This window comes from Chryseobacterium lathyri, assembly GCF_003290185.1.
Taxonomy (GTDB): Bacteria; Bacteroidota; Bacteroidia; order Flavobacteriales; family Weeksellaceae; genus Chryseobacterium; species Chryseobacterium lathyri.
This window is the reverse complement of sequence record NZ_QNFY01000002.1, coordinates 249809-275252: the sequence shown is the minus strand read 5'-3', so window position 1 is coordinate 275252 and position 25444 is coordinate 249809. Positions and strand designations below refer to the sequence as shown.

Sequence of the window (25444 nt, the reverse complement as noted above, 5' to 3'; positions counted from 1 at the left end):
CACTCCCATCTCCCCACCCCCATCTTCCATCTTAATCACTTAAGGCAAATTCCACCTCAGCGATACGGCTGCATAAAATGTGGTGGCAAATTTGGGATCTGCTATTTTTTTGTCTTTGAAAATACTTTTGATCTTTCTGTCGTTTTCATTGAAACTTCTCAACAGTGCTGTTCCTCCTGTAAGACGAAGGCTTAGCTTGTCATTGAGCTTCAGCTCTGGCCTGATTCCGGCTGTGATCTGTTGGTAGCCCAACAACATGGATTTTCCGTCTTTACTTCTTTCTACAGTCATTCCGCTGAGGTTGACCACAGCTTTTAAAGCAAATCTGTCCGAAAACAGGTAGCCTGCTTCCATTCCTTCCGGAAAGTTGATGTTGAATTTAATTTTACCATTTGTTTTCCAGTCGAAATAGATCCACGGTAATATCATAGGAACTCCAAAGGCAGTTGTCAATACAGGTCCTCCTCCCAAAGCCAGATTGGGATTGAAGTGTCTGATAAATAATACTCCTCCCTGTCCGAGAATATCGTCAGAACTTATCTGCTCCATATCGGTGTAAACTCCAACTGTAGCTGTCATCATCATGCTCCATTTTTTTCCTAATGGCCTTATGTGCTGGATTCCGGCCTGCGCATTCAGCATCTGATCAGGAAACAGCTGTTTTTCATAGTCTTTATGGGTTATTTTTGCATATGATCCGCTAAGTAAAAGTGACCAGGCTTTTATCTTTCCGCTGCTGTCTTTTTTCATTGACAATGGAATGCTGAGGTTAAGATCTGCTCTTTTAAAGTTACTTTTAGAATTGGTTTTCACACTGTCTTCCGGACGTATATAGCTGGAAAAAGGTATATATTCAGTCTTAAGCTCCCCTGATATTCCGGATTGTGCACTGACCCAATATCCGAGCAGACAGCAGGCAGCTGCCAAAAGATTTCTCTTCATAATTTAAATTTTATGCAAAGAGATACTTTTAGAAGGCGGTTACAAAAATTACTTGATTAAGTGCTCAAATAGTATGACCAAACGGAAAAACAGTATGATAATATACAAATAGTACTTCACTCAACTTGAGTTCAAACCTACTAGAATTTCATTATACTGAGGCTTTTTTATTCTTAAATGAGCGGTAAGCAAACCAAACCGCAATGAATGCAATGCCTGTACGCAAAATAACCATTGGCATAATGGAATCTGCTTCTAAAAGTCCAGCCAGTCCTGAAAGTAAAAAAGTAACCATCAGCTGCATAAAACCCATTACAGCAGCAGCTGTCCCTCGCCCTTCTTTAAAAGGAGACAAAGCATGAGCGGAAGTAATAGGAAATAAAATTCCGATAGCAAGTAATGATAAATACAACATCATAATTTCCAGTGCTACCGAAAGATTTCCGGCAGCGATGAGGATATGCAGGCTGCATACGATCAACAGCATAAGGGTAGCTGCTAGTAAAAGCTTTGTATCGCTTATTCTCTTTATTAATTTAGGTGTAATATATGCAGCGGTTATTAAGGCTAATGAATTAAAACCAAATATCAGGCTGAAAACGCCGCTGGAGAACCCATGAAGTTTCATAAATAAAAACGGTGCATTGGAAATATAAATGATCAGGGAAGCGAAGGCAATACTTCCAATCATCGTGCTGTTGATGAATTCTTTATTGGAAATAATTGTTTTTAAATGGTTCTTTAATCCTTTTTCGGCTTCGGGAAGATCAGAAAGAGATGTTCTTGAATTGGTCTCAGGAACGTATTTATAAACCATAAAAAAGGTAATTAGCCCCATTATTCCTAAAAAAGCAAACGAACTGTTCCATCCCCAAAATTTAAGAAATACACTTCCCAGAAGCGGTGCAACAATAGGAGCAATTCCGCTGATCTGAGACTGCTGCGAAAATATGGCTACAGATTTCTGCCTGTCATAAAGGTCGATGACGATTGCTCTCCCGATCACAATTCCAGCACTTCCACCGAATGCCTGCAGAAAACGCATCGCCCATAATATATAAATGTTTTCTGTAAAAAATATGGCTGTAGCACCTGCAATAAAAAGGAAAAGTCCACAGTACAGCATGGGTTTACGTCCTGTCCTGTCAGACAAAGGTCCCCAAAGTAATTGCCCGAAAGCAAATCCTGCAAAAAACACAGAAATTGAGATCTGAATATGTCCGATATCAGTTTGAAAAATCTGGGCCATGCTTGGAAAAGCAGGCAGATAAAGATCTATACTCAGTGATTCCAGGGTGTTGAGCAGTGCCAGAATAAACACTACGATACTTAAGTTTCTCATAAAGGGTAAGTCAGTAAAAACAATCCGCAGAGGCGGTTTTTCTTCCGGCAAAATTCCTTTAAAAAGTAAAGCCACTCAATACAGGAACTGAAGGAAGACCGGTACAAACTGAGGATAATGTTTTACAATTTTTTGAAATTCCTTTATTCAAAAATGATTTTAAAAGAACAATATGGAGGTTATTCTTTCCCGGTTTTAAAGCTTTCAGGATTCTGACCCGCCTGTTTTCTGAAAAAACGGGAGAAATAAGACGCATCATTAAAGCCAAGCTTAAAAGCAATTTCTTTAATGGTTAATGCTCCAAAGCTGAGCTCTCTTTTAGCCTCCAGCAAAAGACGCTGGGCGATCATTTTTTTTACGGTAGTTCCTCTTGAATGACGGACAATGTCATTGAGGTGGTGTGCACTTATTTTGATTTGATTCGCATAGAAACCAGTATCTTTTTCAATGGTATAATGTTCTTCGATCAGGCTTACCAGCTGACAGATACGTAGCCTGTCATTAACAGAAGGGTCCTGGAAGCTGATCTGTTCTGTTATAATGATACAGAATGCTCTCAGATAGGTTTTTAATAAATCGATCCTCGATGTACCGTTATATTCTTTTTCTATAAGCGAAATGATCGTACTGCAAATTGCCTTATTTTCTTCATCCAATAAGAACGGAATTGTTCCTCCGGTCAAGATGGATTCAATTTCACACGCTTCTTTAAATATTTCTCTGCTAACGGCAATTACAAACCCCTTTTCCCCTCTTAACTTCATATTGAATACCTGTCCGGGTGCGATGATACAGATCTGGTTATTTTCAAGGCTATAACTTTCAAAATCCAATTCCAGGCTGCTATTTTCACTTACTTTTTGGAACCAGATAATCTCAAAGAAATTGTGACGGTGAACATCATTAAAATTTTCCGGATGTCCTGTATCAAGAGTCATCAGCTGAAACTGTTCGGAGGTGAGATGGTGAGTGGGAATGTTTTTTTCTGATGGAGGCATTAATCAATTTTTTAATATTATTCAACTAAACAAAAACCACAGCAAAAAATGCTGCGGTTTTCTACAATATTCAAATTAAATATAATTCTATTTATTTTTGCTGGCTGTTTAAAAAAGCATCCCAGCCCTGTGCCGTAAGGGGAACAAGCTGCTTAGAGCCTCTTGCTACCATATAGTTACCTTCTTCATTGTCTACAGCATGACCAATGATCGTAAAGTCAGGATGGTTTTTAATCTTATCAAAATCATTTGGTGAAATAGTGAACAGCAGTTCATAATCTTCACCACCGCTTAATGCAGTCATGACCGGGTTAAGGTTCATTTCATCCGCCGTGGAAATCGTAAGGCTGTCCATTGGGATCTTCTCTTCATATAACCTGAAACCGGTTTTAGACTGGTCAGAAAGGTGAAGGATCTCAGAAGCCAGACCGTCAGAAATATCGATCATGGAAGTCGGTTTGATATCCAACTCTTCCAAAATTGCTTTAACGTCTGTTCTTGCTTCAGGTTTAAGCTGTCTTTCAAGAATATAGTCATAGCCCTCCATTTCGGGCTGCATATTTGGGTCGGCGAGGAAAACAGCATGTTCTCTTTCAAGGATCTGCAATCCCATGTAAGCACCACCCAAATCTCCACTTACAACCAGAAGGTCATTAGGTTTTGCCCCGCTTCTTTTTACAATATTCTCTTCATCCTCAATTCCTACAGCAGTAATACTCATAACAAGTCCGGAATTAGAGCTTGTGGTATCTCCACCAATAAGATCAACTTTATATCTTGCACAAGCAGCCTGAATTCCGGAATAAATTTCTTCTAAAGCTTCTACCGGAAAACGGCTGGACACGGCCATAGAAACCAAAATCTGCGTCGGCACAGCATTCATTGCTGCAATATCGCTGAGGTTTACGACAACAGCTTTGTAGCCTAAATGCTTTAATGGGACGTAGCCTAAATTAAAGTGAACTCCTTCTGCAAGGACGTCCGTTGTAAGAACAACTTTTTTATTTCCAGGATTGATAACTGCCCCATCATCTCCTACTCCAAGTTCCGAAGACTCATTGGATAGTGGAAAATATTGCGTCAAATGCTTTATAAGACCAAATTCTCCTAATTTGGAAATGGGAGTAAGTTCCTGTGATTTATCTTCAAACATAATTTCTTTTGTATTAATGTTCAGTGTAAAATGTATTAAAGACATTCAACATTGAACTGTGAACTTTAAACTTCGAATTAGCTAAATTCTGCCGGATCCACATTATTTGGCTGGAAAGGAAGCTTTTTGAAATCTTCCCTACTCATCACTATTGTTTCAGGGCTTTTGTATTTGTTCATTGCTTCAACCACATCATCCGGCGGGGTTGTCATTTTTCTCAGCATCATATCGATCCACACTCCTGTAGCCTCTGCAGTGGCACAATGTACCCCGTCCGGCGTATAGAATTTATGGAGAAATCTGTAGATGGAAGAGTCTTCCGAGCATCCATCGATCTCAAGGCTTACGATAACCGTCTGGTCGGCGTAAATCTCTTTGAAGAAAGAATATCTTTCATGCAGAATCACAGGTCCTATTCCCCATCGGCTCAACTGGGTTACTCCCATTTTTTCTTTGGTCATAAAGGCCATTCTGGACTGGGCACAGTACTGTACATATGATGAATTGGCTAAGTGCTTGTTGGCATCAAGGTCACTCCAGCGTACTTCGAATTTATGGTAAAAAATCATGTAAAAGTTGTTTTTAGTATGATTAAATTATAATCTTCAAAATTACTCAAATAAGATGGTTTATAAAAATTGTACTTTTGAAAAAATAATCTTCAGCATAGGATTACCATTACATGAAACAGATCATTATTATCGGAGGTGGCGCCGCAGGCTTTTTCTGCGCATCGAATCTTGACGAAAAAAAATATAAAATTACCATCCTTGAACAGAACTCGGATGTACTTCAGAAGGTAAAAATCTCAGGTGGCGGACGTTGCAATGTTACGCATGCCTGTTTTGATCCAAGGGAACTGGTTCAGTTTTATCCAAGGGGAAATAAGGAACTGCTAAGTGTTTTTACCAAATTTCAGCCGGGAGATACTATGGATTGGTTTGACCAACGCAATGTACCATTGAAAATTGAGAATGATAACCGGGTTTTTCCGGAAAGCAATTCTTCACAGACCATTATCAATACTTTCCTGAATGAAATTCAGAATAAAAAGGTTGAGGTCAAAACAAAATGTTCTGTAAAAGAAATTGAAAAACAGGATGAAAAATATCTTGTCAAGACCAGTTTGGGAGATTTTCAGGCGGATTATGTCGTTTATACGACCGGAAGTTCTCCGAAATCACTGAAAATCGTTGAAAATCTGGGTCACAAGATCATAGATCTCGTCCCATCACTTTTTACCTTCAATATTAAAGATGAATTGCTACACGATATTCCCGGAACCAGCTTTGAAAATGCTGAAATCTCAATTCCTTCCTTAAAAACTGAGGAAAGCGGGCCTTTACTGATTACACACTGGGGCCTTTCAGGACCAGCTGTTCTGAAAATTTCAGCATGGGAAGCGATAAGTCTTGCGAAATCAAAGTACCATTTTGAAATTGAAGTGAATTTTATTTCAAAATCTGTGGATGAGGCTGAAGAAAGTTTCCATAACTTTAAACAGTCTAATCCGAAAAAGACAATTGGACAGGCGAAAATCTTTGACATTACCAACCGGTTCTGGCAGAAAATATTGGATGTTTCACAGGTTGATCTTAATAAACAAATCTCCAATATTTCAGGGAAAGAAATACAGAAGATCCTTGAAAACCTTTGTAGAAAAAAGCTGAAGGTTACGGGAAAGTCTACTTTTAAAGACGAGTTTGTAACCGCCGGAGGCGTTGATTTAAAGGAAATTAACTTTAAAAATATGTCTTCAAAACTACTCCCGAATTTTTATATTGCCGGAGAAGTTTTGAATATTGATGCTGTGACGGGAGGATTTAATTTCCAAGCATGCTGGAGTGAGGCGTGGCTTATTGCACAACATTTAAATCATTTATCATGATGAAAAAAATATCAATATTATTTTTGCTTTTAGGAGCACAATTGGTCTTTTCACAAGTCTCAACAAAAGAAAAGACACCGGAGCAGCCGAACGCTGTTGATTCTGTTATCTCTCCACTTCTTGAAACAGACATTCCTGCTGAATTTCCTGGTGGAATGACAGCATTGAGAAGACATATCTCATCTGAATTTGACCATTCCAAGCTTAATGGCTCAGGAACACTGAAATCTGTTACAAAATTTTTAATTCATACTGATGGCAGCATGAGTTCCGTTTCAACAACAGGTGATGACCCTTCCATGAATAAAGAAATGACCCGTGTGATTAGGAGGATTAAAACAAAATGGAAGCCTGCCATGCGTAACGGCCAACCCATTAAGACCTGGTATGAAATCCCTATGGGTATAAGTATTTAAAGATCAGCAAATTTTAATAAATGCTTGCCATTAAAAAAAATATTCCTCTCTTATTAAAAACCCTTTTAATGTTTGGGTTTGGATATTTCTTTTGGTTAATGCTTAAAATTACGCTAGAATATTTTCCCTTCGATCCTAATGTAAGCTTTCTGATGATCAAGCAGACGGAAGTTCATGACAGACCGGAATATCTTTCTTTTTTCTACACCCATGTGTATACCAGTATTTTTGTGCTATTTTCTGGATTTCTGGCTATTCTCAGAAAAAATTTCGGGATTGAAAATTTTCACAGGAATATTGGCAAAGTCTATATTTTTTTAATTCTGATTCTGGCGGCACCTTCCGGAATCTATATGGGATTTTTTGCCAACGGAGGCTTTTTATCTAAAATTTCGTTCGTTATTCTAGGATCTCTTTGGTGGTTTACTACGTATAAAGCCTATCAATCGGCAAGAAGGAAAAGGTTTAAAGAACACAAGAAGTGGATGTGGCGAAGTTTTGCCCTTACTTTATCTGCGCTTACCTTACGGATCTGGAAAGTTATTATTGTATATTTATTCCACCCAAACCCAATGGATGTCTACCAAATCATTGCATGGCTTGGCTGGATTCCCAATATCCTTTTGATTGAATATTTAATTACAAAAAAACATATATGAAAATTCTAAATTACACCCTAGCTTCCATGCTGGCAGTCTCTCTTCTGAGCTGTAAGAAAGATGGAAAAGTAAACGAAACAGGAAAAGATTCGGTGATCGCCAAAAAAGATTCTGTAGCAGTTCCTGAAATCTACAAAGAATATTACGGAATTTATACCGGTGATTTTGCCGGGATGGAAAAAATGGTAGATGAAACCGACGGCTCTGAATATGAGGGCAGCATCAATAAGAGAATTTCACTGAAAATTAACAGAATAACTAAAGACAGTGTCTATGGACAAAGCATCGTCAATGGAAATCAGCGTCCATTCAGGGGTATTTTTAATGAAAGCACTAAATCTTTTGTACTGGATGAGCCTGGCAATGATAAAACAGACGGTAGATTTGAAGTAAAATTAAGTGGTGACAGCATCACCGGAAAATGGAATGCTTTTAATAAAACTGCAGTAAAATCACCTTTAAAAACGATTAAACTTTCAAAAAAGGAATTTGTATACAATCCTAATTTTATGCTGGATAAGGATTCTGATCTGGTTGACTGGTCCAATCCAAAGGATTTTGTGGAAAAATATACAGACGAAGAAACCGGAAAGACGGAAAGCTATACGACTTCTAAAAACAGGGTAGCTTCTGAAGCGATTTTTAATTTGAATGCATCAAAGCAAAAGCTATCTGAAAAAGACCTGAAAAACTTACGGAAAATAGATCTTGAAATCATCAAAAATTCTGTTTTTGCAAGACATGGTTATTCTTTCAAAAAAGAGACTTACAGGTATTTCTTTGAACAGACGGACTGGTATATTCCTGTTTCAAATAATGTTGATAAGGAACTTTCTCCAATGGAAAAGGAGAATGTAGCTTTGCTTAACCGCTTTATAAAATATGCAGAAGATAAATATGACAGCTTTGGAAGATAAGATTTACCTATGAAAAAATATTTGTTTTTTATTCTGTTATTCTGGGCTGTTTCTATTGCCGCCCAAAAAGATTCAACTGTAATTCCAGGTCCGAAGCCATCGGTAGATGCAGAACCCCGACCATCCCAGATTGCGGCGTTTCCTGGCGGGCACCAGGCATTTGTAAAGGAAGTTTTAAAGAATTTCCGGACCTCTCCATTAGTAAAAGCGGAGATTATGAAAGCTAAAGCCGTTGCTACTTTTATTGTAGACACAGAAGGAAATATGGTGGATATTAAAATAGAATCCTACGAATATAAAATGGTAAAAGATGAATTTCTAAGAGCTTTGAAAATGATCAAAATACAATGGATTCCTGCAGAAGAGAATGGCAAAAAAGTCCGGAGCATCATGAGACAGCCTTTGGTATTTAGCCTGCAATAGTTTGCTTTTCTTTCTTCAATTGGCTAAACTTCAACCCAAGGAAAAGCAGCAGGCATCCTGCAGCATAACATAGAATATCTATCCAAGAGAAAGAATTTCCGATTACAATATACATCAGGCTTCCAGGGCGAAAGCCTAATTTTTCTGCAACAGTAAAGTATTGTGCAAATTCTACCATACAGGAAAAAATTAAAATTCCAAGGATAAGCTTTTCATTATTGATCTTCACAAAGGTTTTAACAAATGTGTATAGAAGCATAACGACTATCACGTCACCAAGATAAGCTCTTACAAAGAAAATATGGGCCAGTTTTGTGGCGATCAGAACTTCTGCAAGAAAGATAACAATGGTAAGAAGAAGATATTTCAGGCTGAATTTAAATTCCATGCTGTGCTTAAATTTTGGATAAAGCCTTTATGGCTGATTTCTGTTTGTGCAGGCTAAAGCCCACCCCTATTAAGTAGATAAAACCTCATTCAATTTCGGTCATAAAAAATCGGCATTCAATGAACACCGATTTTTTATAATATTAATACAAATATATTATTTCTTTACTTTGATTGTACATCCTATAGCTACTGTTTTTGTCATTTTTATGGGTTCACCTTTGATCAGGGCATTTACAGCATCCTGAACATAATATTCGGATACATCGTCTGGATTTTCATAATTGTTGTCAATAGCTCCGATATATTTCACGATATTTTTTCCGTTTTCTTTCTGAAGGACAAAAACATGAGGTGTTTTTGTAGCTCCGTAAAGCGGATATATCTTTTGTCCTTCATCTACCAAATATGGGAAAGTAAACCCCTTTTGTTTTGCCCTTTCGATCATCTGCTGGTACCCGTCTTCCGGCTGTACATTGGGATCATTAGGATTAACAGCAATAACCGGATAACCCTGATCCTTGAACTTTTTATCTAATTCTACAATCCTGTCTTCGTATTTTTTTGCGTACGGACAATGGTTGCAGGTAAATATTACTATAAATCCTTTCGAGCTTTTAAAATCGCTTAAAGAAACCATTTTACCGTCAATATTCTTCAACTTAAAATCAGCGGCTTCATCTCCAACTTCATACCCTTTTACAGCAGAATTTACAGATGTATTTTGAGAAGCGTCAGCTTTATGATCTGTTGTTGTAAAGCTCAGCACTCCAAACCCAACAATAAATGCAGCCATTAAAATTTTCAGATTTTTCATATGATATTTTTTTATTTTAAATTATTGTTGATGGTCTTTTCCAGGTCTTCTTTGCTCATTTCGCCATCGTTGAAATACACTTTTTCACCATTTTTATAGAAGATTGTCACCGGAATATTTCCGTCCCAGTCTTTTTCAAACCTTGGAATCCAGGTATTCATTCTTTTAATATCATCCAGTAGAATCACTTCAGCAGTAAGGTTTTTATTTTTGATAAATTTCAATACTCTTTCTTTATCTACAAGCCTGTCCAGCGAAACCAAAATCATTTTAAAGTTTGAGTGATCCTTAAATTTATTATTAATCTCCATAAAATGAGGAAGTTCTTTCACACAAGGAGCGCAGGTAGTCGCCCAGAAATTGACAACCAACAACTTATCATTATCCTTCTGAATACGTTTTTCAAAATCTTCGTATTTCATAATGGAAACTTCTTTCTGCTGAGCACTCAAACCAGCAAAGGATAAAAAAAGGAGGAGTATACTTAATAAATTCTTCATGCTTAAAGTTAACGAATGCTATCCTTTTCTTTAAGTATCAATCTGTTAAACTTTGTTAATGATATTTATTTTTTATCACCAACTATAGAATTATATAAAATAAAATGTAAATTAGCTATACCTAAATTAAAATTATTATGAAAAAATCAAATCTTCAACCAAGAAAGCTTTCAAAAAAAGAATTGAAAGAAATCAGTGGAGGCTTCAGACCTGTATGTCCAAGAGTCGTGAGCTGTATTGATCCGGTGACCGGAGTAGAATTGTATGGCGTTTATGGTATTCAGGACGGATACTGCTGTTAAGGATTTAAGTTAACTACAAAATAATTGGTATGAAAAAATCAAACTTTCAAAGCAGAAAACTTTCAAAAAAAGAGTTAAAAGAGATCAACGGAGGAGCTTCATGTGCTGAAGGCCTGTGCAAGCTCAGAGGTGTACCCAGCCATTTCATGATCATTGGACCAAGAGGCAGTGACGGATACTGCTGCTAATTGACAGAACTTTACAAAAGACCATTTTAAAACCTAACTAAAATATTTAACATGAAAACAAATCTTCAAAAAAGAAAATTAACGAAAAATGAATTAAAAGAAATTAATGGTGGTAACGGACCTACCTGTGTTACAACCTGTTTTTGTAACAATGATGGAGAGTTGTACATAGGGGCATGTGATACAAAGGGAGTTTGTTGCTAATCAATACAAATAAAAAAATGATTGGATTAGCCTCCAATCATTTTTTTTATTGAATTAAGCTTCATTAAAGCTTCAATAGGTGTCAAGGTATTGATATCTATTTTTGTGAGTTCCTCACGGATATTTTCCAGAACCGGATCATCCAGCTGGAAGAACGAGAGCTGCATATTTTCTTCTGTTACTCTTTTGATGCTTTCAGAAGTGCTGGTGTTTTGTGTACGGCTCGCTTCAAGGGTTTTAAGGATTTCATTGGCTCTGTTGACCACTTTTGCCGGCATTCCCGCCAGTTTAGCCACATGGATACCGAAACTGTGCTCACTGCCTCCCGGAATCAGCTTTCTTAAGAAAATGATATTTCCTTTATTTTCCTGGATGGAAACGTGGAAGTTCTTCACTCTTTCAAAATTCACCGTCATTTCATTCAATTCATGATAATGGGTTGCAAATAAAGTTTTTGCCTGCGTAGGATGCTGATGAAGGTATTCTGCAATAGCCCATGCGATAGAAACTCCGTCGTAGGTAGATGTTCCACGTCCTATTTCGTCCAGCAGGATAAGACTGCGTTCCGAAATATTGTTCAGGATATTGGCGGCTTCGTTCATTTCTACCATAAAAGTAGATTCACCGGCAGAGATATTATCGGTCGCTCCTACCCTTGTAAAAATTTTATCCAAAACCCCAATTTCAGCATGTTTTGCGGGAACAAAACTTCCAATCTGAGCCAAAAGGCATACAATTGCTGTCTGACGCAGGATCGCTGATTTACCGGCCATGTTAGGTCCGGTCACCATGATGATCTGCTGGGAATCTTTGTCTAAAAATATATCATTCGGAATGTACTTTTCTCCCAAAGGAAGTGCATTTTCAATAATCGGGTGTCTTGCCTCTTTAAGGTCAATGGCATATCCCTGATTAAGAACGGGCTTCGTATAGCTTTCAGAAACAGCCAGTTCCGAAAGTCCCACCGCTACATCAAGCTGTGCAATAATATTGGAATTTCCCTGGATCTGATCCATATAGACCATTGTTTCGGCACACACATTTCTATACAGCTCATTTTCTAACACCCCTATTTTTTCTTCGGCACCAAGAATCTGGCTTTCATATTCTTTCAGCTCTTCGGTGATGTAACGCTCTGCATTGACAAGCGTTTGTTTTCTCAACCAATCAGCGGGAACTTTATCTTTATGGGCATTCCTTACTTCTATATAATATCCGAAAACATTATTAAAATCGATTTTAAGGCTTGAAATTCCCGTTCTTTCTATTTCTCTCTGGCACATCTCATCCAGGAAACCACGGCCTTTACTTTGTAGATTTCTCAATCGGTCAAGCTCTTCCGAGATGCTTTCTTTGATAATATTTCCTTTGGAGATATTCACCGGAAGCTCTTCATTGAGATGATTCTGCAAAAATTTGATCAGTTCATCCATATCAAATAACGGCTCCAGCCAGGCCAGAACATCTGCATGAGGATGAAGCAACGCTTTAATCTGATGAATGTTGATCAGACTCTGGCGCAGATAGCCAAGTTCTTTCGGAGATATCTTTTCTGCAGCCAGTTTCCCCATCAGCCTGTCAAGGTCCGAGATCGATTTCAACAACTGACAAATCTCGTATTTCAGTTGATCATTTTCGTTCAGAAAATCAATCAGAGAAAGTCTCCTCATAATTTCGTCCACCGATTTTAACGGAAGAATGATTCTTCTTCTCAATAACCTTCCACCCATCGGGGTAGATGTTTTGTCAATAATATCCAGGAGCGATTTTCCCTGTGGATTACTTGGATAAACAATTTCAAGATTTCTCAGGGTAAAGTTGTCCATCATCAGGTAATCTTCCTGTGGAATGATCTGAAGCTTTGTGATATGTGCCAGCAGATTGTGGTGTGTATCTTCTACCAGGTAAGCGAAAATGGCTCCCGCTGCTGTAATAGCCAGTGGAAGGTTTTCTGTACCAAACCCTTTTAAAGAATTCGTTTTAAAATGCGAGGTCAGTTTTTCGTAGGCAAAATTATACTGGAAAGCCCAGTCTTCAAGCTTAAAGGCGCTTTTATTTTTGAGCTGTTCCGGCAATTGAACACTTCTTTGGTACACAATTTCGCTGGGATCAAAAGTATTGATGATATGCAGGATCTTTTCCAGATTTCCTTCGCTCACCAAAAACTCGCCGGTAGAAACATCCACCATGGCAATTCCGTACTTCTCTTTTTCTTTATGCAGAGAAAGAAGGAAATTATTCTTTTTTGAATTTAATACCTGATCGTTAAAGGTAACACCTGGTGTCACAAGCTCTGTAACGCCTCTTTTTACAATTCCTTTGACCATTTTTGGGTCTTCCAGCTGATCACAGATGGCAACTCTCATTCCGGCTCTTACCAATTTTGGAAGATAGGAGTCTACTGAATGGTGTGGAAATCCTGCCAGCTCTATATGTCCTTCTCCATTAGCTCTTTTGGTAAGAACAATACCCAGAATCTGGGAGGTTCTCACAGCATCCTGCCCGAACGTTTCATAAAAGTCTCCAACCCTGAATAACAGCAGTGCATCAGGGTATTTCGCCTTGATGGTATTATACTGCGTCATTAACGGGGTTTCCTTCTTCGTTTTTGCCATAATAAAAAATGAGCCCCAAATTTAAATAAAATAAATTCAGGGTTGGAAATTGTGATGAAATTAATCTCGCTATGGGGATCAAAAGCTGTATTATATGTTCAGAATAAAATATTTGTTGTATTTTTCAGTAAATATAAACTCTATGATCTACCCTGTTTTAGAAACTGAAAGACTTCTTTTAAGACAGCTGACTATTGATGATGCAGAAGACCTCTTCGAATATTTTTCTCTGGATGAAGTCATGGAATATTATGATCTGGAAACCTTTAAAACACAGGAAGATGCTCAAAAAATCATCCAACATTTTAATAATGAATTTGAAAAAGGAAAAGGATTCCGATGGGCACTGGAATTAAAATCCGACAAGAAAGTTATTGGAACATGCGGCTACCATAACTGGTTCCCGGAGCATTTCCGTGCTGAGATCGGCTATGAACTGAATCCTAAATTCTGGAGAAACGCCTATATGAAAGAAGCTATTCTTTCTATTCTTACTTTTGGCTTTGAAAGTATGAAACTTCACCGGGTAGACGCATTCATAGACCCTTCCAATATTTCTTCCGAAAAGCTTTTGAACTCTTTAAACTTTAAAGATGAGGGCACTCTGCGTGATTATTTTTTTGAAAAAGGAAGGTTTGTAGATGCCAAAATCTTCGGTCTTATTAATGAATAAGAGGGAAGATGGATGCCGGAAGATAGAAGTTTCTGAAGCTCTACAGAACCACTGAATATTTTTTAATTAATTTTTTAAAACATTCTGACTTTCCTAATTGACTTTCAATTATAACCGTCACAGGAAATATTATAAGGAGATACATTAACCTCCAGCTTCCCTCTTCAACCTTCAAGACTATTTCCTTTTCTTTTCAAAAGCTTCCGTCCCTTTTTCATAAGCCCATTTCTGCTTGTAATTCACCCACTTAGCCTTAAACAGCTTACGAAGAAGCTTATCTGTATACCTCATGATAAAAACATGGTACATCATATTGGCAAAAACATTCGGTTTGTTGGGAAGAGCCCTGAGCGACATGGAAAATCCCGGTTCCAGATATCTGTTAAAATGCCAGAATGCCCCGGGAATGAAAAGCGCATCACCATGCTCCATAAAAATTTCATAGCCTTTGGCATACTGTAAGGCCGGAAACTTCTCATAATCAGGATTTTCATAATCTATATCATAAACCGTATGAACAGAGAGCGGCACTTTATATAAAAAGGCAGATTGTTTTTGATCAAATAGCAGGATTCTTTTCTTACCCTCGAAATGAATATGAAGAAAATCTCCCAGATCTACATCATAATGCATCAGAACATGGGCCTCACTTCCCCCAAAGAAAAGAGTTGGCAGCCGCTTAAAAAACTTAATCCCCAGGTCGGGATACGTGAAATTTTTCAGCAGTTCCGGAAGCCGGTCTGTAATGATATAGAAAAAGATCCGCAGATCTGATGGTCCGCTTTTAATCCGGTCGATATAATCCTTCATTTTCATATTCGTGACAGGAGCATCTGAGCTTTTGGAAGCATCAGCCGGTTTATTATCATACAACGGCACGATCTGATCACCTGCTTTCTCACGGATATAGGCAAGATTCCATTTGTCGAAGGCATCCCATCTGGCCGCAAAATTTTTGATCAAAAGCGGCTTATGTTTTTTGAAATAATTCTTCTGAAAATCTTCTTTACTGATATCGTTGACTACATCTACGTTTTCGAGGATCATCTTGTTTGTTATTTAATGCGAAATAAAAATAGTGTTTTTTTGAAATCTGTGAAAATTAAAAAATGGTATCGGGAATTCTGGGCCCTGATTTAAACAACAAAAGGACAAAAGTTTTTAAACACTTTAGTTATTTTTTAGTTTAAAGTATTGAGAATAAGAAGTACACATAAGTTTAAAAATCAGAGATTTTTATAAACAGGATTTAAAACATTAAGATCTTTGAAGATTTTAAAATCATCAAGCTGAGCTTCACTTTAAGAACCAGAGCTAAAAAAATCTAAGATTTTCTCCTAGCTGCCCTTATCTCCTTCACAAATCTTAATGTTAAAAAAACTATGCGCAATCATCTGTGAAAATCTGAGAAATCTGTGGTCAATCTGTCTTTTGCCCTTTTGCTTTATTTTTAAAATTATTTTAAGCTTCATGATAAAGCAGGGATAAAATGAAAAAATTATCTTTGTAAGACTAAGCATATTTATGAGAGCCTACAACACCAAACATTTCCTGAAGATCCTTTTCAGTATGCATAAAAGCGATACCATGAAGATTCTTTTTCCGACGATGATTCTTGTGGGGCTTTATTCGTGGGGGATCCAGTATCTGGAGGTGGAATACCTTCATCTTACTGCAAAATCAGGGGTAAGCAATGTTGGAATGATCCATTCTCTGCTGGGTTTTGTATTATCGCTATTGCTGGTTTTCAGAACGAATACGGCTTATGACAGATGGTGGGAAGGCAGGAAACTTTGGGGTAAGCTGGTGAATGATACCCGGAATTTCGCCGTAAAGATTAATGCTATTTTGGGTGACAACCGGCAAGACGCAGAGCAAATTTCAAGATATTTAAAGTACTTTCCGCATTTTCTGGCCAAGCATCTTTCACAAGAATCTACAAGACTGGCTTTAGACGAAGATTATACAGAAATTGAAAAATCCCTTAAACATCATGGGCCCAGTGAAATTGTCATTCTTTTGACCTATAAACTGAATCAACTGAAAAAAGAAGGAAAGATATCAGATATCGAGATGTTGTATCTTGACACCCAGCTTTCCGGATTTCTGGATGTCTGTGGAGGCTGTGAGAGAATTAAAAACACCCCTATTCCCTACTCTTATTCTTCGTTTGTTAAGAAATTTATCATCTTATATGTCCTTGCGTTGCCTGTTGCCTATGTAATAACGATCGGACTTCTGATGATCCCGCTTACCGTGTTCGTCTATTATGTTCTGATGAGTCTGGAACTGATTGCTGAGGAAATTGAAGACCCTTTCAATAATGATGAAAATGATATTCCTATGGAAGCATTGGCACAAAATATTGAGAGGAGTGTACACCAGATTATGGGGCTTAAAAATTAAAAATCAACCTTAAAGGTTGATTTCTTTGATTTCTCCGTCTGCTTTTATCTCTACGAATTTACTTTCGCGGTTCGCTGCAGAATAACCATAAAAAAAGGTCTGGTATATGGGAGTAGAATACAGATAACCCCCATAGGCATTATAAGCATCTGATCTTCCTGTCTGCTCCTGATAGCTTGCAGTAGCTGTAAAATTAACAATCGTTTCCAGGTAATATTTTCCGGGTTTTAACTTTTCAAACTTAAATCGCCCGTGATCGTCCGTTAATGCTTCCAGCCTATATTTAAATGCATCTTCGGACATGTAGACTGTTGTTTTCTTGCTCTCGTACTTTCTTCTCATGCTGTAAAACTCATCAAAATAAGGAGTCACAGGAAAAAGCATCACTACGGTTCCTTTAGGAGCATAGTGCTTTGCCCCAAGCAGGGGTTTAATTCCCCAGTTGTTTTTCTGTTTCGTGGAAGCCACTCCTTCTATCGTAGAATTTCCAAAGCTAAGCATCTCCCTGGCTAGCTTTTTATCAAAAAAAGCCTGAGGATAATAGGTGTTCTGTGCCTGTGAAAATAGAAAAGCGAATACCAACAGCAGTAAAGTGGATATTTTTTTCATGTTAATATTTTAAATCAAATATAAGTATTTTGCTATTTTTGAAATAAAAATATCTATGAAATACTTTTTTCTGCTGTTAATGGCCGCATCATCGTGGGCAATAGCACAAAAACCATGCGGATTCAAAGACGGACTTCAGGAGGGATCGTGCAAAGCTTTCTATGATAACGGACAGGTAAAACAGATTCTTGAATGGAAGAAGGGAAAAGTGGAAGGCGATGCCATTTATTATCATGACAACGGAAAAGTTCAGGCTAAAGGAGAATACAAGAAAGACTATAAAGTAAAAGAATGGGCTTATTACGATAAAAATGGTGTTCTTACTTCAAAAGAAGTTTTTAGGAATGGTGATAAAAACATTTATGATAACAGCTTTACGGCTACTTTTTACACCCCTTCGGGAGTCGTGGCGGAAATTTCCAATTATAAATTTGCTAAATTACACGGTGAAAGCAAAGTTTTCTACGAAAACGGAAAATCTGTAAAACAGATCGGTCAGTATGAGAACGGGCTTGCTGTCGGAAAATGGAAATCATTTTATCCATCAGGCAAACTGCAACGTGAAACAGAATTTGCCAACGATAAATGGAATGGAAGCCGGGTTCATTACCGTGAAGACGGAAGCGTTGAAAAAACAGAAATATACAGAGAAGGAAAATTAATCTCAACAAAATAAAACAATTGGTACAGAAATTAAAACTGGAAGAACTTAACAGAATAGATGTAGAAACATTTAAGAAGGTTGAGAAAATTCCATTGGTCATTATTTTAGACAACCTGAGGAGCATGCATAATGTAGGGGCATCTTTCAGAACAGCAGATGCTTTTCTGATCGAAAAAATAATCCTTTGTGGTATTACTCCGCAGCCGCCACACCGTGAGATCCACAAAGCCGCACTTGGAGCTACGGAAAGTGTGGACTGGGCCCACGAAAGTGACATTAACACAGCGATAAACGATTATAAAAGTCGTGGATATCAAATTATAGGGATCGAACAGACAACAGACAGCGTTATGATCACCGATTTCAGCATCGATAAATCAAAAAAATACGCGTTGATCTTAGGAAACGAAGTGGAAGGAATAAGTGATGAAGCACTCCCCAATATTGATACATTTCTTGAAATTCCACAGCTCGGAACCAAGCACTCTCTGAATGTAAGTGTATGCGGCGGAATTGTGATGTGGGAGTTTGCAAAAGCCCTTAAATAAAAAAACTGCATATGTCCTTAAAAGACAGTGCAGTTTGAAATAAATCTAATAAAAAGTAAAAATGAAAGGCGACAAAGATACTTTTTTTTTCTTTACGAACAAATTTTAACATCATTTTTTTAATTTTCCCAGAAAAAAAGTGATGTTTTGAGAAAAAGTTTCATTTAATTTTTTATAAATTAGCACAATGTTTATCAAGGATTATATCTCAAAAGACTTTCCGTGTTTTAGCCTTACTGACTCAATAGAATCAGCAAGAAATATGTTAGAGGATTTTGGATATTCCCACATTTTCATTAAAAAATCCCATCATTTCTACGGAGCTATTGCGGAAGACTTTCTTTATGAAGATGACGGGATATTGAAGGACCTCGAACATCAGATCGAGCGCTTTGCCATCCTGGAAGACAATAATATCATGGACAGCATCCGTCTTTTCTATACGTTCAGTGCCAATGTGATTCCTGTGATCAATAAAAATGAAAAATATCTTGGGTATATCACCTGTGAAGATATTTTCCAGAATCTTTCCCGCTATCCGCTGTTTTCAGAAACAGGAGCTATTCTTACCATAGAAACGCCGGCCAGAAAGTATTCGATGACGGAGATCGCCAACATTGTGGAAAGCAACAACTCAAAATTCTATGGCGGATTCATCTCTTTTATGTCTGATGAAGTAATCCAGGTAACCATTAAAATCAGCAACGAAAACCTGTCTTCGATAGACGCTACTTTTGACCGGTACGATTATAGAATTGTTGAAAAATACTATTCTGATGAAAAATCGGACCTGTTTAAGGACAGATTCGGGTTTTTCCAAAAATTCATAGAAATATAACATGAAGGCAGCCATATATTCTCAGAAAAAAGACCTCGATACTTTTTTATATTTAAGCAAGTTTATTTCAGAACTTGAAACCAGAGGCGTAAAATCTGTTCTGTATGACGAAATGGCTGAAGCACTTCAGTTCTCAAAGATATTTGAAACATTTAACAGCAAGCAGGACCTTCTGGACAAAGAAGTAGACCTTTTCTTTACTTTCGGAGGTGACGGAACTATTGTGAACTCCCTCACCTTTATTGAAGACCTGGAGATCCCGATTGTTGGGGTGAATACCGGAAGATTAGGGTTTTTAGCCAGCTTTACAAAAGAAGAGGCTTTTAAAGAACTTGATGCCATCTTGAAAGGTGATGTGAAGACAAGCCGCCGTGCTGTAATTGAGGTTGTTTCCCCAAAATCCGGTGATTTTTTCCCATATGCACTGAATGACGTTACCGTGTCCAGAAAAGAAACCACCTCCATGATTACGGTAGATTCTTATATCAATGACGAGTTTTTGAATGTATTCTGGGGTGATGGAGTCATTGTTTCCACTCCTACAGGATCTACCGCTTATTCTTTAAGCTGCGGAGGGCCGATTATCTCTCCCAATAACGAAAATTTTGTCATTACCCCTATCGCTCCGCACAATCTCAACGTAAGACCTTTGGTTGTAAATGACAGAGTGGAAATAAAATTTAAAGTGGAAAGCAGAGTGCCACAGTATTCCCTTTCTCTGGACTCCAGACTGGTCCATATAGAAACCGACAAAGAAATCATCATCAAAAAGGCAGATTTTCAAATCCTTCTGGTACAGCCGAACCATTTAAGTTTCTACGAAACAATCCGTCAGAAGCTGCTTTGGGGCAGGGACAAAAGAAATTAGTAATTCCTCAAAAATGATTACCTTTACAGGAATTTTAAAAACGCCTAATAATTTAAAATAAAAAGTAAAACATGAGCAGAATTTTTCCGGCAGGAGTTGCCACAGGTCAATTAGTTACTGATATTTTTCAGTATGCCAAAGAAAACAAATTTGCACTGCCTGCAGTAAACGTAATTGGTTCAAGCAATGTAAATGCTGTTATGGAAACTGCAGCGAAATTAAACTCTCCTGTAATTATCCAGTTTTCAAACGGCGGAGCTGCGTTCAACGCAGGAAAAGGACTAAACAATGACGGTCAGAGAGCTGCAATTTTAGGATCTATTGCCGGCGCCAAACATATTCATACTCTTGCAGAAGCTTACGGAGCTACTGTAATTTTACATACAGACCACTGTGCAAAGAAATTATTGCCTTGGATCGACGGATTATTAGATGCAAGTGAAGAGCATTACAAGCAGACAGGAAAGTCTCTTTATTCTTCTCACATGCTGGATCTGTCTGAAGAACCTTTAGAGGAAAACTTGGAAATCTCTGCTAAATATTTCGAAAGAATGGCTAAAATGCAGATGACTTTAGAAGTTGAGATCGGTGTTACAGGTGGTGAGGAAGATGGTGTAGACAATTCTGATGTAGACAACTCTAAATTATATACTCAACCTGAAGATATAGCGTATACTTATGAAAAATTAAAAGCGATTTCTGACAACTTTACCATTGCTGCTGCTTTTGGTAACGTACACGGAGTTTACAAGCCAGGAAACGTGGTTCTTACGCCTAAAATCCTTGATAACTCTCAGAAATATGTTCAGGAGAAATTCGGAACAGCTGCCAAACCTGTTAATTTTGTATTCCACGGAGGTTCAGGGTCTACTTTAGAAGAAATCAGAGAAGCTATCGACTACGGAGTTATCAAAATGAATATCGACACTGACCTTCAGTTCGCTTACACGGAAGGGGTTAGAGACTATATGGTTAACAATATTGATTATTTAAGATCTCAAATTGGAAATCCTGAAGGAGAAGAAAAACCTAATAAGAAATTCTATGACCCAAGAGTTTGGGTAAGAAAAGGTGAAGAAACTTTCTCAACAAGACTGGTTAAAGCGTTTGAAGACTTAAATAACGTAAATACTTTAAAATAATTTTTTGTAAAAGTAGGATGTATAAAGTACAAAGTAGATTTAATGCTTTTGTCTTTATACATTTTACCTTTTACATGATACATTAATACAATCAAAATGGCATTCGACTGGTTTAAAAGAAAAGCAAAAAACATTACCACCTCTACTGATGAAAAAAAGGACGTTCCCAAAGGCCTTTGGCATCAGACTCCATCAGGAAAAGTAGTGGAGCATGATGAACTGAGAAGAAATAACTATGTTTCTCCTGAAGACGGATTTCATGTAAGAATAGGAAGTGCAGAATTTTTTGAGATCCTTTTTGACGAAGGTAAGTTCACTGAACTGGATGCCAATGTTGAAAGTATTGACATCTTAAATTTCAAGGATACAAAACCTTATAAAGACCGTTTAAAAGAAGTAAAAGCAAAAACAAAGCTTACAGATTCCATCAGAAATGCAGTAGGAACCGTAAAAGGAACTGAAATGGTAGTTTCCTGTATGGATTTTGCTTTTATCGGCGGATCTTTAGGTTCTGTAATGGGTGAAAAGATCAGAAGAGCGGTAGATTACTGTATCGCCAACAAACTTCCATACATGATCATCTGCCAGTCCGGGGGAGCAAGAATGCAGGAAGCTACTTACTCACTGATGCAGCTTGCCAAAGTACAGGCCAAACTTGCGCAGCTTTCTGAAGCAGGACTTTTATACATCGCTTACCTTTGTGACCCTACTTTTGGAGGAATTACGGCTTCTTTCGCTATGACAGCAGATATTATCATGGCTGAACCGGGAGCACTGATTGGTTTTGCCGGTCCTAGAGTAATCCGTGAGACGATCGGAAGAGATCTTCCTGAAGGTTTCCAGACTTCTGAATTCTTACAGGAAAAAGGATTTGTAGATTTTATCGTAAAAAGAACAGAAATTAAAGACACGGTAGCTAAAACAGTCAATTTATTAGCTGTGAATGCTTAAGATCTGTAACAAACACTATACAATCTCTCTCTAATTAGGGAGAGATTTTTATTTATGAGGACTTTTAAGATATTTTTTAATGCCATCCGCAGCATGAGCCTGAAAAAGGTCATGCGGCTTTTAGCGCTCCTTCTTCCCCATCCTCTTTTTGCCTTATTAAGCTTTCATGCAACGGTACAAACATTTAGCATTGCTCAGAAAAAATTCCCGGAAACAGCCTCCAACAATGGCATTGGAAATGCCTACAGACATGCATTATGGTGCTGTTTCATCATGATGTACTGCTGCAAGGTCTCCTCACCCCAAAAAGCATTGGATTTCTGCAAAAGATTAACGGATATGCATGAGGAACTTTTCCCCAATGAACCTTTGGAAACCAAAATGGACCTTCATAACAATAAAATCGGGATGGATTATTTCATGGAGCTGCTTCCGGGAATCCACCGGCAGTTTTTTGAGAAAGGCTTTTTTATTGATAGTCTGGAAAAGAAGATGGCTGATGCAAAAGTTTTGAAAAGCCTGGATGATGATTTTGAGGGATATCTGGTTTATTTGGATTGATATGATTATATTGTGAGTGTATTTTGTAATTCCGAGAGTGAAAAATAGAGCTGCCGGATCATAATTTGCATAAAACTAATACATCATGAACGATAGATATTCAAGAAACAGGATTTACGTAAGTCCTGAAGAGCAACATATTATCAAAAATTACCCTATACTATTGGCTGGAAATGGAATCGGAAGTAATATTGCCGAATGTGCTTTACGTTTCGGATTTGAAAATATTACCCTTATAGATGGTGATATTATAGACGTTTCGAACCTTAATCGGCAAAATTATACTGATCAGGAGGTTTCTATGTATAAGGCTGAGTCTTTATATAATCGTCTTAAAAACATTAATCCTGAAGCTAGTATCCGATACATTAATGAGTTTATAACTAAAGAAAACTTAGACCGGATTCTTGAAAATGTTTCTGTTGCTTTTAATGCGCTCGATTTTACTTCCACTATTCCTGTTTTATTTGATAGGGCCTGCCAGGAAAAGAAAATCACAGTTTTACACCCTTATAATTTAGGATGGGCCGGTTTGGTTACGACAATAACACCAGATAGCCAAAATTTAGAAACTCTGGGAGACGAAAACAGCATGAATGAATTGAATGTTGTTATATTCGCCTCTCAATACTTAAAAAAAACTGGTCAAAATGTGGACTGGCTTGATAAAATAATAATGAGTTACAAAGAGGAAGAAGAGCTTCTACCTCCTCCACAGCTTGCTATTGGCTCGTGGCTTGTCGCTGGAATATGCACTACTCTTTTATATAAAATTGCTACAGGTAAAAGTTTCAGACAATTCCCTGAATTTTATTTCACATCTATTATGGAATAGTTTACAGTAATTTGTTATTGGTGGCATATGCCAGTGCTTCTGTTATGTTCTGAACACTGATCTTATCAAAGAGTTTTCTCCTATGAAATTTAACAGTATCTGGAGTCAAATATATCTTTTCTGCTATTTCATTAATCGTTAGGCCTTGGGCATACAGAAATAAAATTTCTTTTTCTCTGTCTGTAAGCTTTATTTTGGCACTCTTTACCCATTCATTTTGTGAAAGGTTAAATTTCCATATCTCATCACTCCCATCTTTCAATATTTCAATATTTCCGGATTTATTATTTTGAGAAAGAGATACAATACACATTGCTTTCCAGATTTTCCCTTCGTTTGTTAAAAAAAGGGGGGTAAGTTTGTGATTGATCAAAATGTTTTTTTTATTGTCTTTTACCAAATGAAAATCATACGAAATAATGTATTGCTTTCTTTCTTCAACAGGGATATTCTCATAAAAATTAAACCCTACCTCGTTTATTTTGAGCAGCAGTTCCAAATCGTCAGGTTTCACATGTTTAAAATAAAAAGCATACCCCAGCTGTTGAACTTCACTTGGGGAATGTCCACACAAGAATAGAGGATTATCTGAAACATACTCAAATGTTTTTTTCTGATAATCTATAATATAAATGCTTTTATAGGTTATTCTTGCAAATGTCTTTACAGGCTCGAGATAATCAAAAGCCTGCAACAGTTCGTTTTGTGATAATTTGTGTACAGTATTTTTTTCGGAAAAAAATTTATCAATATCATCCATGTTTATTAGTAAAAAAACGTCCCACTACACAAAAGTGTAGTTTTAAACATTTAATAACAAATCTACACAAAAGTGTAGCAACATCCTATTAAATTCAAAATAAATTTAGTTTAAAATAACTAAAACCATGAAAAACATTAAACTATCTGTTTTAAAAAAGACTGATTTAGAGGAGCTTGCGAAGTTTGTTGTAGAAGAAAATTTTTCACACCACGATGAAAAAACACCTGATATTCAAAACATTATGGATAAAGAAATAAAGTACATTCATGATGAAGAATTATGTTTTTCCAATTCGAAGATTCTGGTTGCAAAAAATTATGACGACGAAATCATTGGATCTATAAGAACTCTACGATGGAACTATCGTGATAAACTTCCTATTGAAAGAATGTTTTCCATAAACCTTAAGGAGCTCATTGATATTAACCAATATAAGGTCTGGCATATTGGAAGATTTGCCATAAAAAAAAATCCCAACGAGACAGGCATTCGTTTGTTCAAAACATTGATGGCTTGTGCCATTAACGAGGTCTGCATGCACAGTAATGTTGTTGCAGTCGCAGAATGTGACATAAAACTATTAAGAACTCTTAAAATATTGGGTATTGAGGCTTTTGCTATTACTGAATCTATCCATTATTTAGGCTCTGAAACAGTGCCGGTAATTCTTCCTTATGGGGGATTAAAAAATTTCCTTGATAAACACAGACATCTTTTATGCAGTAAGAGCCAACAACTACACCAAGGTGTAGTTTTAGTTAATCACCAACAATACTACACTTTTGTGTAGCATCAAAAAAAAAACGGCTTTTTATCTTTGGTTTTAAGGATGAAA

At 37.2% G+C, this 25444-nt stretch carries 31 protein-coding genes; 19 read left to right on the top strand and 12 right to left on the bottom strand.

The features are described 5' to 3' along the window. Window positions 1-39: 39 nt before the first annotated feature. The 5 genes from DRF61_RS03570 to DRF61_RS03550 form a co-directional block, all read right to left on the bottom strand. Window positions 40-942, bottom strand: coding sequence for a DUF6268 family outer membrane beta-barrel protein (locus DRF61_RS03570; RefSeq protein WP_111954119.1), 903 nt, complete (start codon window positions 940-942; stop codon window positions 40-42). Between the two features lie 151 nt (window positions 943-1093). After that, complete coding sequence (locus DRF61_RS03565; RefSeq protein ID WP_146897046.1) at window positions 1094-2284, bottom strand: multidrug effflux MFS transporter; 1191 nt, start codon at window positions 2282-2284, stop codon at window positions 1094-1096. A gap of 179 nt (window positions 2285-2463) precedes the next feature. Next, window positions 2464-3282: a helix-turn-helix domain-containing protein gene (locus DRF61_RS03560; protein ID WP_111954115.1), complete on the bottom strand. Its 819-nt coding sequence runs from the start codon at window positions 3280-3282 to the stop codon at window positions 2464-2466. A 91-nt stretch (window positions 3283-3373) separates the two neighbouring features. Further along, window positions 3374-4435, bottom strand: coding sequence for a thiamine-phosphate kinase (thiL, locus tag DRF61_RS03555; RefSeq protein ID WP_111954406.1), 1062 nt, complete (start codon window positions 4433-4435; stop codon window positions 3374-3376). A 77-nt stretch (window positions 4436-4512) separates the two neighbouring features. After that, window positions 4513-5004 (bottom strand): acyl-CoA thioesterase, encoded by a 492-nt coding sequence (locus tag DRF61_RS03550; protein ID WP_111954113.1) that lies wholly within the window; start codon window positions 5002-5004, stop codon window positions 4513-4515. Between the two features lie 113 nt (window positions 5005-5117). Here DRF61_RS03550 and DRF61_RS03545 point away from each other — a divergent pair, with 113 nt between their 5' ends. The 5 genes from DRF61_RS03545 to DRF61_RS03525 are packed head-to-tail and all read left to right on the top strand — an operon-like array spanning window position 5118 to window position 8738. Then, on the top strand, window positions 5118-6323 hold the full coding sequence (locus DRF61_RS03545) for a BaiN/RdsA family NAD(P)/FAD-dependent oxidoreductase (protein WP_111954111.1): 1206 nt from the start codon (window positions 5118-5120) through the stop codon (window positions 6321-6323). Beyond that, window positions 6320-6739 (top strand): energy transducer TonB, encoded by a 420-nt coding sequence (locus DRF61_RS03540; protein ID WP_111954109.1) that lies wholly within the window; start codon window positions 6320-6322, stop codon window positions 6737-6739. Before DRF61_RS03545 ends, DRF61_RS03540 begins: the two co-directional genes overlap by 4 nt. 20 nt (window positions 6740-6759) lie before the next feature. Next, the gene (locus DRF61_RS03535; RefSeq protein WP_111954107.1) at window positions 6760-7398 is read left to right on the top strand and encodes a DUF2306 domain-containing protein; all 639 of its coding nucleotides are present in this window, start codon (window positions 6760-6762) and stop codon (window positions 7396-7398) included. Next, window positions 7395-8315: a YARHG domain-containing protein gene (locus DRF61_RS03530; RefSeq protein WP_111954105.1), complete on the top strand. Its 921-nt coding sequence runs from the start codon at window positions 7395-7397 to the stop codon at window positions 8313-8315. Before DRF61_RS03535 ends, DRF61_RS03530 begins: the two co-directional genes overlap by 4 nt. A 9-nt stretch (window positions 8316-8324) precedes the next feature. Continuing rightward, window positions 8325-8738 carry an energy transducer TonB gene (locus tag DRF61_RS03525; RefSeq protein ID WP_111954103.1) on the top strand — a complete coding sequence of 138 codons (414 nt, stop codon included), beginning with the start codon at window positions 8325-8327 and terminating at the stop codon, window positions 8736-8738. On the opposite strand, the gene DRF61_RS03520 is transcribed toward DRF61_RS03525, so the two are convergent. From DRF61_RS03520 to DRF61_RS03510, 3 genes are all read right to left on the bottom strand, one after another. Then, on the bottom strand, window positions 8725-9126 hold the full coding sequence (locus DRF61_RS03520; protein ID WP_111954101.1) for a ribosomal maturation YjgA family protein: 402 nt from the start codon (window positions 9124-9126) through the stop codon (window positions 8725-8727). The genes DRF61_RS03525 and DRF61_RS03520 overlap by 14 nt on opposite strands. Before the next feature lie 156 nt (window positions 9127-9282). Continuing rightward, window positions 9283-9942 carry a thioredoxin family protein gene (locus DRF61_RS03515; protein WP_111954099.1) on the bottom strand — a complete coding sequence of 220 codons (660 nt, stop codon included), beginning with the start codon at window positions 9940-9942 and terminating at the stop codon, window positions 9283-9285. An 11-nt stretch (window positions 9943-9953) separates the two neighbouring features. Next, the gene (locus DRF61_RS03510) at window positions 9954-10442 is read right to left on the bottom strand and encodes a TlpA family protein disulfide reductase (RefSeq protein ID WP_111954097.1); all 489 of its coding nucleotides are present in this window, start codon (window positions 10440-10442) and stop codon (window positions 9954-9956) included. Window positions 10443-10579: 137 nt separating this feature from the next. Between DRF61_RS03510 and DRF61_RS03505 the strand changes: the two genes are divergently transcribed. From DRF61_RS03505 to DRF61_RS03500, 3 genes are read left to right on the top strand one after another with little or no spacing between them, the layout of a single operon-like run. Beyond that, window positions 10580-10744: a bacteriocin gene (locus DRF61_RS03505; protein WP_111954095.1), complete on the top strand. Its 165-nt coding sequence runs from the start codon at window positions 10580-10582 to the stop codon at window positions 10742-10744. Between the two features lie 29 nt (window positions 10745-10773). Next, complete coding sequence (locus DRF61_RS22530; RefSeq protein ID WP_146897043.1) at window positions 10774-10932, top strand: bacteriocin; 159 nt, start codon at window positions 10774-10776, stop codon at window positions 10930-10932. A 51-nt stretch (window positions 10933-10983) separates the two neighbouring features. After that, complete coding sequence (locus tag DRF61_RS03500) at window positions 10984-11136, top strand: bacteriocin (protein WP_111954093.1); 153 nt, start codon at window positions 10984-10986, stop codon at window positions 11134-11136. A gap of 26 nt (window positions 11137-11162) precedes the next feature. Here the strand turns inward: DRF61_RS03500 and mutS are convergent, their stop codons facing one another. Continuing rightward, window positions 11163-13751 (bottom strand): DNA mismatch repair protein MutS, encoded by a 2589-nt coding sequence (gene mutS, locus DRF61_RS03495; protein ID WP_111954091.1) that lies wholly within the window; start codon window positions 13749-13751, stop codon window positions 11163-11165. 142 nt (window positions 13752-13893) lie between these two features. Between mutS and DRF61_RS03490 the strand changes: the two genes are divergently transcribed. Further along, the gene (locus DRF61_RS03490; protein WP_111954089.1) at window positions 13894-14424 is read left to right on the top strand and encodes a GNAT family N-acetyltransferase; all 531 of its coding nucleotides are present in this window, start codon (window positions 13894-13896) and stop codon (window positions 14422-14424) included. A 177-nt stretch (window positions 14425-14601) separates the two neighbouring features. On the opposite strand, the gene DRF61_RS03485 is transcribed toward DRF61_RS03490, so the two are convergent. After that, window positions 14602-15471: a cupin-like domain-containing protein gene (locus DRF61_RS03485; protein ID WP_111954087.1), complete on the bottom strand. Its 870-nt coding sequence runs from the start codon at window positions 15469-15471 to the stop codon at window positions 14602-14604. A 477-nt stretch (window positions 15472-15948) separates the two neighbouring features. Here DRF61_RS03485 and DRF61_RS03480 point away from each other — a divergent pair, with 477 nt between their 5' ends. Then, on the top strand, window positions 15949-16830 hold the full coding sequence (locus DRF61_RS03480) for a bestrophin family protein (RefSeq protein WP_111954085.1): 882 nt from the start codon (window positions 15949-15951) through the stop codon (window positions 16828-16830). Window positions 16831-16839: 9 nt separating this feature from the next. Here DRF61_RS03480 and DRF61_RS03475 read toward each other — a convergent pair whose 3' ends face one another. Continuing rightward, entirely contained in the window at window positions 16840-17439 is a 600-nt protein-coding gene (locus DRF61_RS03475; RefSeq protein ID WP_111954083.1) for a hypothetical protein, read from the bottom strand. Window positions 17440-17494: 55 nt separating this feature from the next. Here DRF61_RS03475 and DRF61_RS03470 point away from each other — a divergent pair, with 55 nt between their 5' ends. From DRF61_RS03470 to DRF61_RS03435, 8 genes are all read left to right on the top strand, one after another. Next, complete coding sequence (locus tag DRF61_RS03470) at window positions 17495-18115, top strand: toxin-antitoxin system YwqK family antitoxin (protein WP_111954081.1); 621 nt, start codon at window positions 17495-17497, stop codon at window positions 18113-18115. A gap of 5 nt (window positions 18116-18120) precedes the next feature. Next, window positions 18121-18651, top strand: a complete 531-nt coding sequence (locus DRF61_RS03465; RefSeq protein ID WP_111954079.1) for an RNA methyltransferase — start codon at window positions 18121-18123, stop codon at window positions 18649-18651. 187 nt (window positions 18652-18838) lie between these two features. Further along, window positions 18839-19489 carry a CBS domain-containing protein gene (locus DRF61_RS03460; RefSeq protein ID WP_111954077.1) on the top strand — a complete coding sequence of 217 codons (651 nt, stop codon included), beginning with the start codon at window positions 18839-18841 and terminating at the stop codon, window positions 19487-19489. A gap of 1 nt (window position 19490) precedes the next feature. Then, window positions 19491-20357, top strand: coding sequence for an NAD kinase (locus DRF61_RS03455; RefSeq protein ID WP_111954075.1), 867 nt, complete (start codon window positions 19491-19493; stop codon window positions 20355-20357). Window positions 20358-20428: 71 nt separating this feature from the next. Further along, window positions 20429-21499: a class II fructose-bisphosphate aldolase gene (gene fbaA / locus DRF61_RS03450; protein WP_111954073.1), complete on the top strand. Its 1071-nt coding sequence runs from the start codon at window positions 20429-20431 to the stop codon at window positions 21497-21499. Between the two features lie 96 nt (window positions 21500-21595). After that, window positions 21596-22450: an acetyl-CoA carboxylase, carboxyltransferase subunit beta gene (gene accD / locus DRF61_RS03445; RefSeq protein ID WP_111954071.1), complete on the top strand. Its 855-nt coding sequence runs from the start codon at window positions 21596-21598 to the stop codon at window positions 22448-22450. Window positions 22451-22504: 54 nt separating this feature from the next. Beyond that, window positions 22505-23011: a DUF6973 domain-containing protein gene (locus DRF61_RS03440; protein ID WP_111954069.1), complete on the top strand. Its 507-nt coding sequence runs from the start codon at window positions 22505-22507 to the stop codon at window positions 23009-23011. Between the two features lie 85 nt (window positions 23012-23096). After that, window positions 23097-23846, top strand: a complete 750-nt coding sequence (locus tag DRF61_RS03435) for a ThiF family adenylyltransferase (RefSeq protein ID WP_111954067.1) — start codon at window positions 23097-23099, stop codon at window positions 23844-23846. A gap of 1 nt (window position 23847) precedes the next feature. Here the strand turns inward: DRF61_RS03435 and DRF61_RS03430 are convergent, their stop codons facing one another. Beyond that, window positions 23848-24606: a response regulator transcription factor gene (locus DRF61_RS03430; RefSeq protein WP_111954065.1), complete on the bottom strand. Its 759-nt coding sequence runs from the start codon at window positions 24604-24606 to the stop codon at window positions 23848-23850. 127 nt (window positions 24607-24733) lie between these two features. On the opposite strand from DRF61_RS03430, the gene DRF61_RS03425 reads away from it, so the two are divergent. Further along, complete coding sequence (locus tag DRF61_RS03425) at window positions 24734-25399, top strand: N-acyl amino acid synthase FeeM domain-containing protein (RefSeq protein WP_111954063.1); 666 nt, start codon at window positions 24734-24736, stop codon at window positions 25397-25399. Window positions 25400-25444: the final 45 nt, after the last annotated feature.

What these genes read in the sequence shown, in the direction of transcription:
- DRF61_RS03570 (WP_111954119.1), bottom strand. Translation starts at nt 942, where the DNA reads ATGAAGAGAAATCTTTTGGCAGCTGCCTGCTGTCTGCTCGGATATTGG.
- DRF61_RS03455 (WP_111954075.1), top strand. Translation starts at nt 19,491, where the DNA reads ATGAAGGCAGCCATATATTCTCAGAAAAAAGACCTCGATACTTTTTTA.
- DRF61_RS03425 (WP_111954063.1), top strand. Translation starts at nt 24,734, where the DNA reads ATGAAAAACATTAAACTATCTGTTTTAAAAAAGACTGATTTAGAGGAG.
- DRF61_RS03515 (WP_111954099.1), bottom strand. Translation starts at nt 9,942, where the DNA reads ATGAAAAATCTGAAAATTTTAATGGCTGCATTTATTGTTGGGTTTGGA.
- DRF61_RS03520 (WP_111954101.1), bottom strand. Translation starts at nt 9,126, where the DNA reads ATGGAATTTAAATTCAGCCTGAAATATCTTCTTCTTACCATTGTTATC.
- DRF61_RS03565 (WP_146897046.1), bottom strand. Translation starts at nt 2,284, where the DNA reads ATGAGAAACTTAAGTATCGTAGTGTTTATTCTGGCACTGCTCAACACC.
- thiL (WP_111954406.1), bottom strand. Translation starts at nt 4,435, where the DNA reads ATGTTTGAAGATAAATCACAGGAACTTACTCCCATTTCCAAATTAGGA.
- DRF61_RS22530 (WP_146897043.1), top strand. Translation starts at nt 10,774, where the DNA reads ATGAAAAAATCAAACTTTCAAAGCAGAAAACTTTCAAAAAAAGAGTTA.
- DRF61_RS03560 (WP_111954115.1), bottom strand. Translation starts at nt 3,282, where the DNA reads ATGCCTCCATCAGAAAAAAACATTCCCACTCACCATCTCACCTCCGAA.
- DRF61_RS03525 (WP_111954103.1), top strand. Translation starts at nt 8,325, where the DNA reads ATGAAAAAATATTTGTTTTTTATTCTGTTATTCTGGGCTGTTTCTATT.
- DRF61_RS03500 (WP_111954093.1), top strand. Translation starts at nt 10,984, where the DNA reads ATGAAAACAAATCTTCAAAAAAGAAAATTAACGAAAAATGAATTAAAA.
- DRF61_RS03545 (WP_111954111.1), top strand. Translation starts at nt 5,118, where the DNA reads ATGAAACAGATCATTATTATCGGAGGTGGCGCCGCAGGCTTTTTCTGC.
- DRF61_RS03480 (WP_111954085.1), top strand. Translation starts at nt 15,949, where the DNA reads ATGAGAGCCTACAACACCAAACATTTCCTGAAGATCCTTTTCAGTATG.
- DRF61_RS03505 (WP_111954095.1), top strand. Translation starts at nt 10,580, where the DNA reads ATGAAAAAATCAAATCTTCAACCAAGAAAGCTTTCAAAAAAAGAATTG.
- DRF61_RS03470 (WP_111954081.1), top strand. Translation starts at nt 17,495, where the DNA reads ATGAAATACTTTTTTCTGCTGTTAATGGCCGCATCATCGTGGGCAATA.
- DRF61_RS03435 (WP_111954067.1), top strand. Translation starts at nt 23,097, where the DNA reads ATGAACGATAGATATTCAAGAAACAGGATTTACGTAAGTCCTGAAGAG.
- DRF61_RS03540 (WP_111954109.1), top strand. Translation starts at nt 6,320, where the DNA reads ATGATGAAAAAAATATCAATATTATTTTTGCTTTTAGGAGCACAATTG.
- DRF61_RS03475 (WP_111954083.1), bottom strand. Translation starts at nt 17,439, where the DNA reads ATGAAAAAAATATCCACTTTACTGCTGTTGGTATTCGCTTTTCTATTT.
- mutS (WP_111954091.1), bottom strand. Translation starts at nt 13,751, where the DNA reads ATGGCAAAAACGAAGAAGGAAACCCCGTTAATGACGCAGTATAATACC.
- DRF61_RS03485 (WP_111954087.1), bottom strand. Translation starts at nt 15,471, where the DNA reads ATGATCCTCGAAAACGTAGATGTAGTCAACGATATCAGTAAAGAAGAT.
- DRF61_RS03510 (WP_111954097.1), bottom strand. Translation starts at nt 10,442, where the DNA reads ATGAAGAATTTATTAAGTATACTCCTCCTTTTTTTATCCTTTGCTGGT.
- accD (WP_111954071.1), top strand. Translation starts at nt 21,596, where the DNA reads ATGGCATTCGACTGGTTTAAAAGAAAAGCAAAAAACATTACCACCTCT.
- DRF61_RS03460 (WP_111954077.1), top strand. Translation starts at nt 18,839, where the DNA reads ATGTTTATCAAGGATTATATCTCAAAAGACTTTCCGTGTTTTAGCCTT.
- DRF61_RS03550 (WP_111954113.1), bottom strand. Translation starts at nt 5,004, where the DNA reads ATGATTTTTTACCATAAATTCGAAGTACGCTGGAGTGACCTTGATGCC.
- fbaA (WP_111954073.1), top strand. Translation starts at nt 20,429, where the DNA reads ATGAGCAGAATTTTTCCGGCAGGAGTTGCCACAGGTCAATTAGTTACT.
- DRF61_RS03430 (WP_111954065.1), bottom strand. Translation starts at nt 24,606, where the DNA reads ATGGATGATATTGATAAATTTTTTTCCGAAAAAAATACTGTACACAAA.
- DRF61_RS03490 (WP_111954089.1), top strand. Translation starts at nt 13,894, where the DNA reads ATGATCTACCCTGTTTTAGAAACTGAAAGACTTCTTTTAAGACAGCTG.
- DRF61_RS03440 (WP_111954069.1), top strand. Translation starts at nt 22,505, where the DNA reads ATGAGGACTTTTAAGATATTTTTTAATGCCATCCGCAGCATGAGCCTG.
- DRF61_RS03535 (WP_111954107.1), top strand. Translation starts at nt 6,760, where the DNA reads ATGCTTGCCATTAAAAAAAATATTCCTCTCTTATTAAAAACCCTTTTA.
- DRF61_RS03530 (WP_111954105.1), top strand. Translation starts at nt 7,395, where the DNA reads ATGAAAATTCTAAATTACACCCTAGCTTCCATGCTGGCAGTCTCTCTT.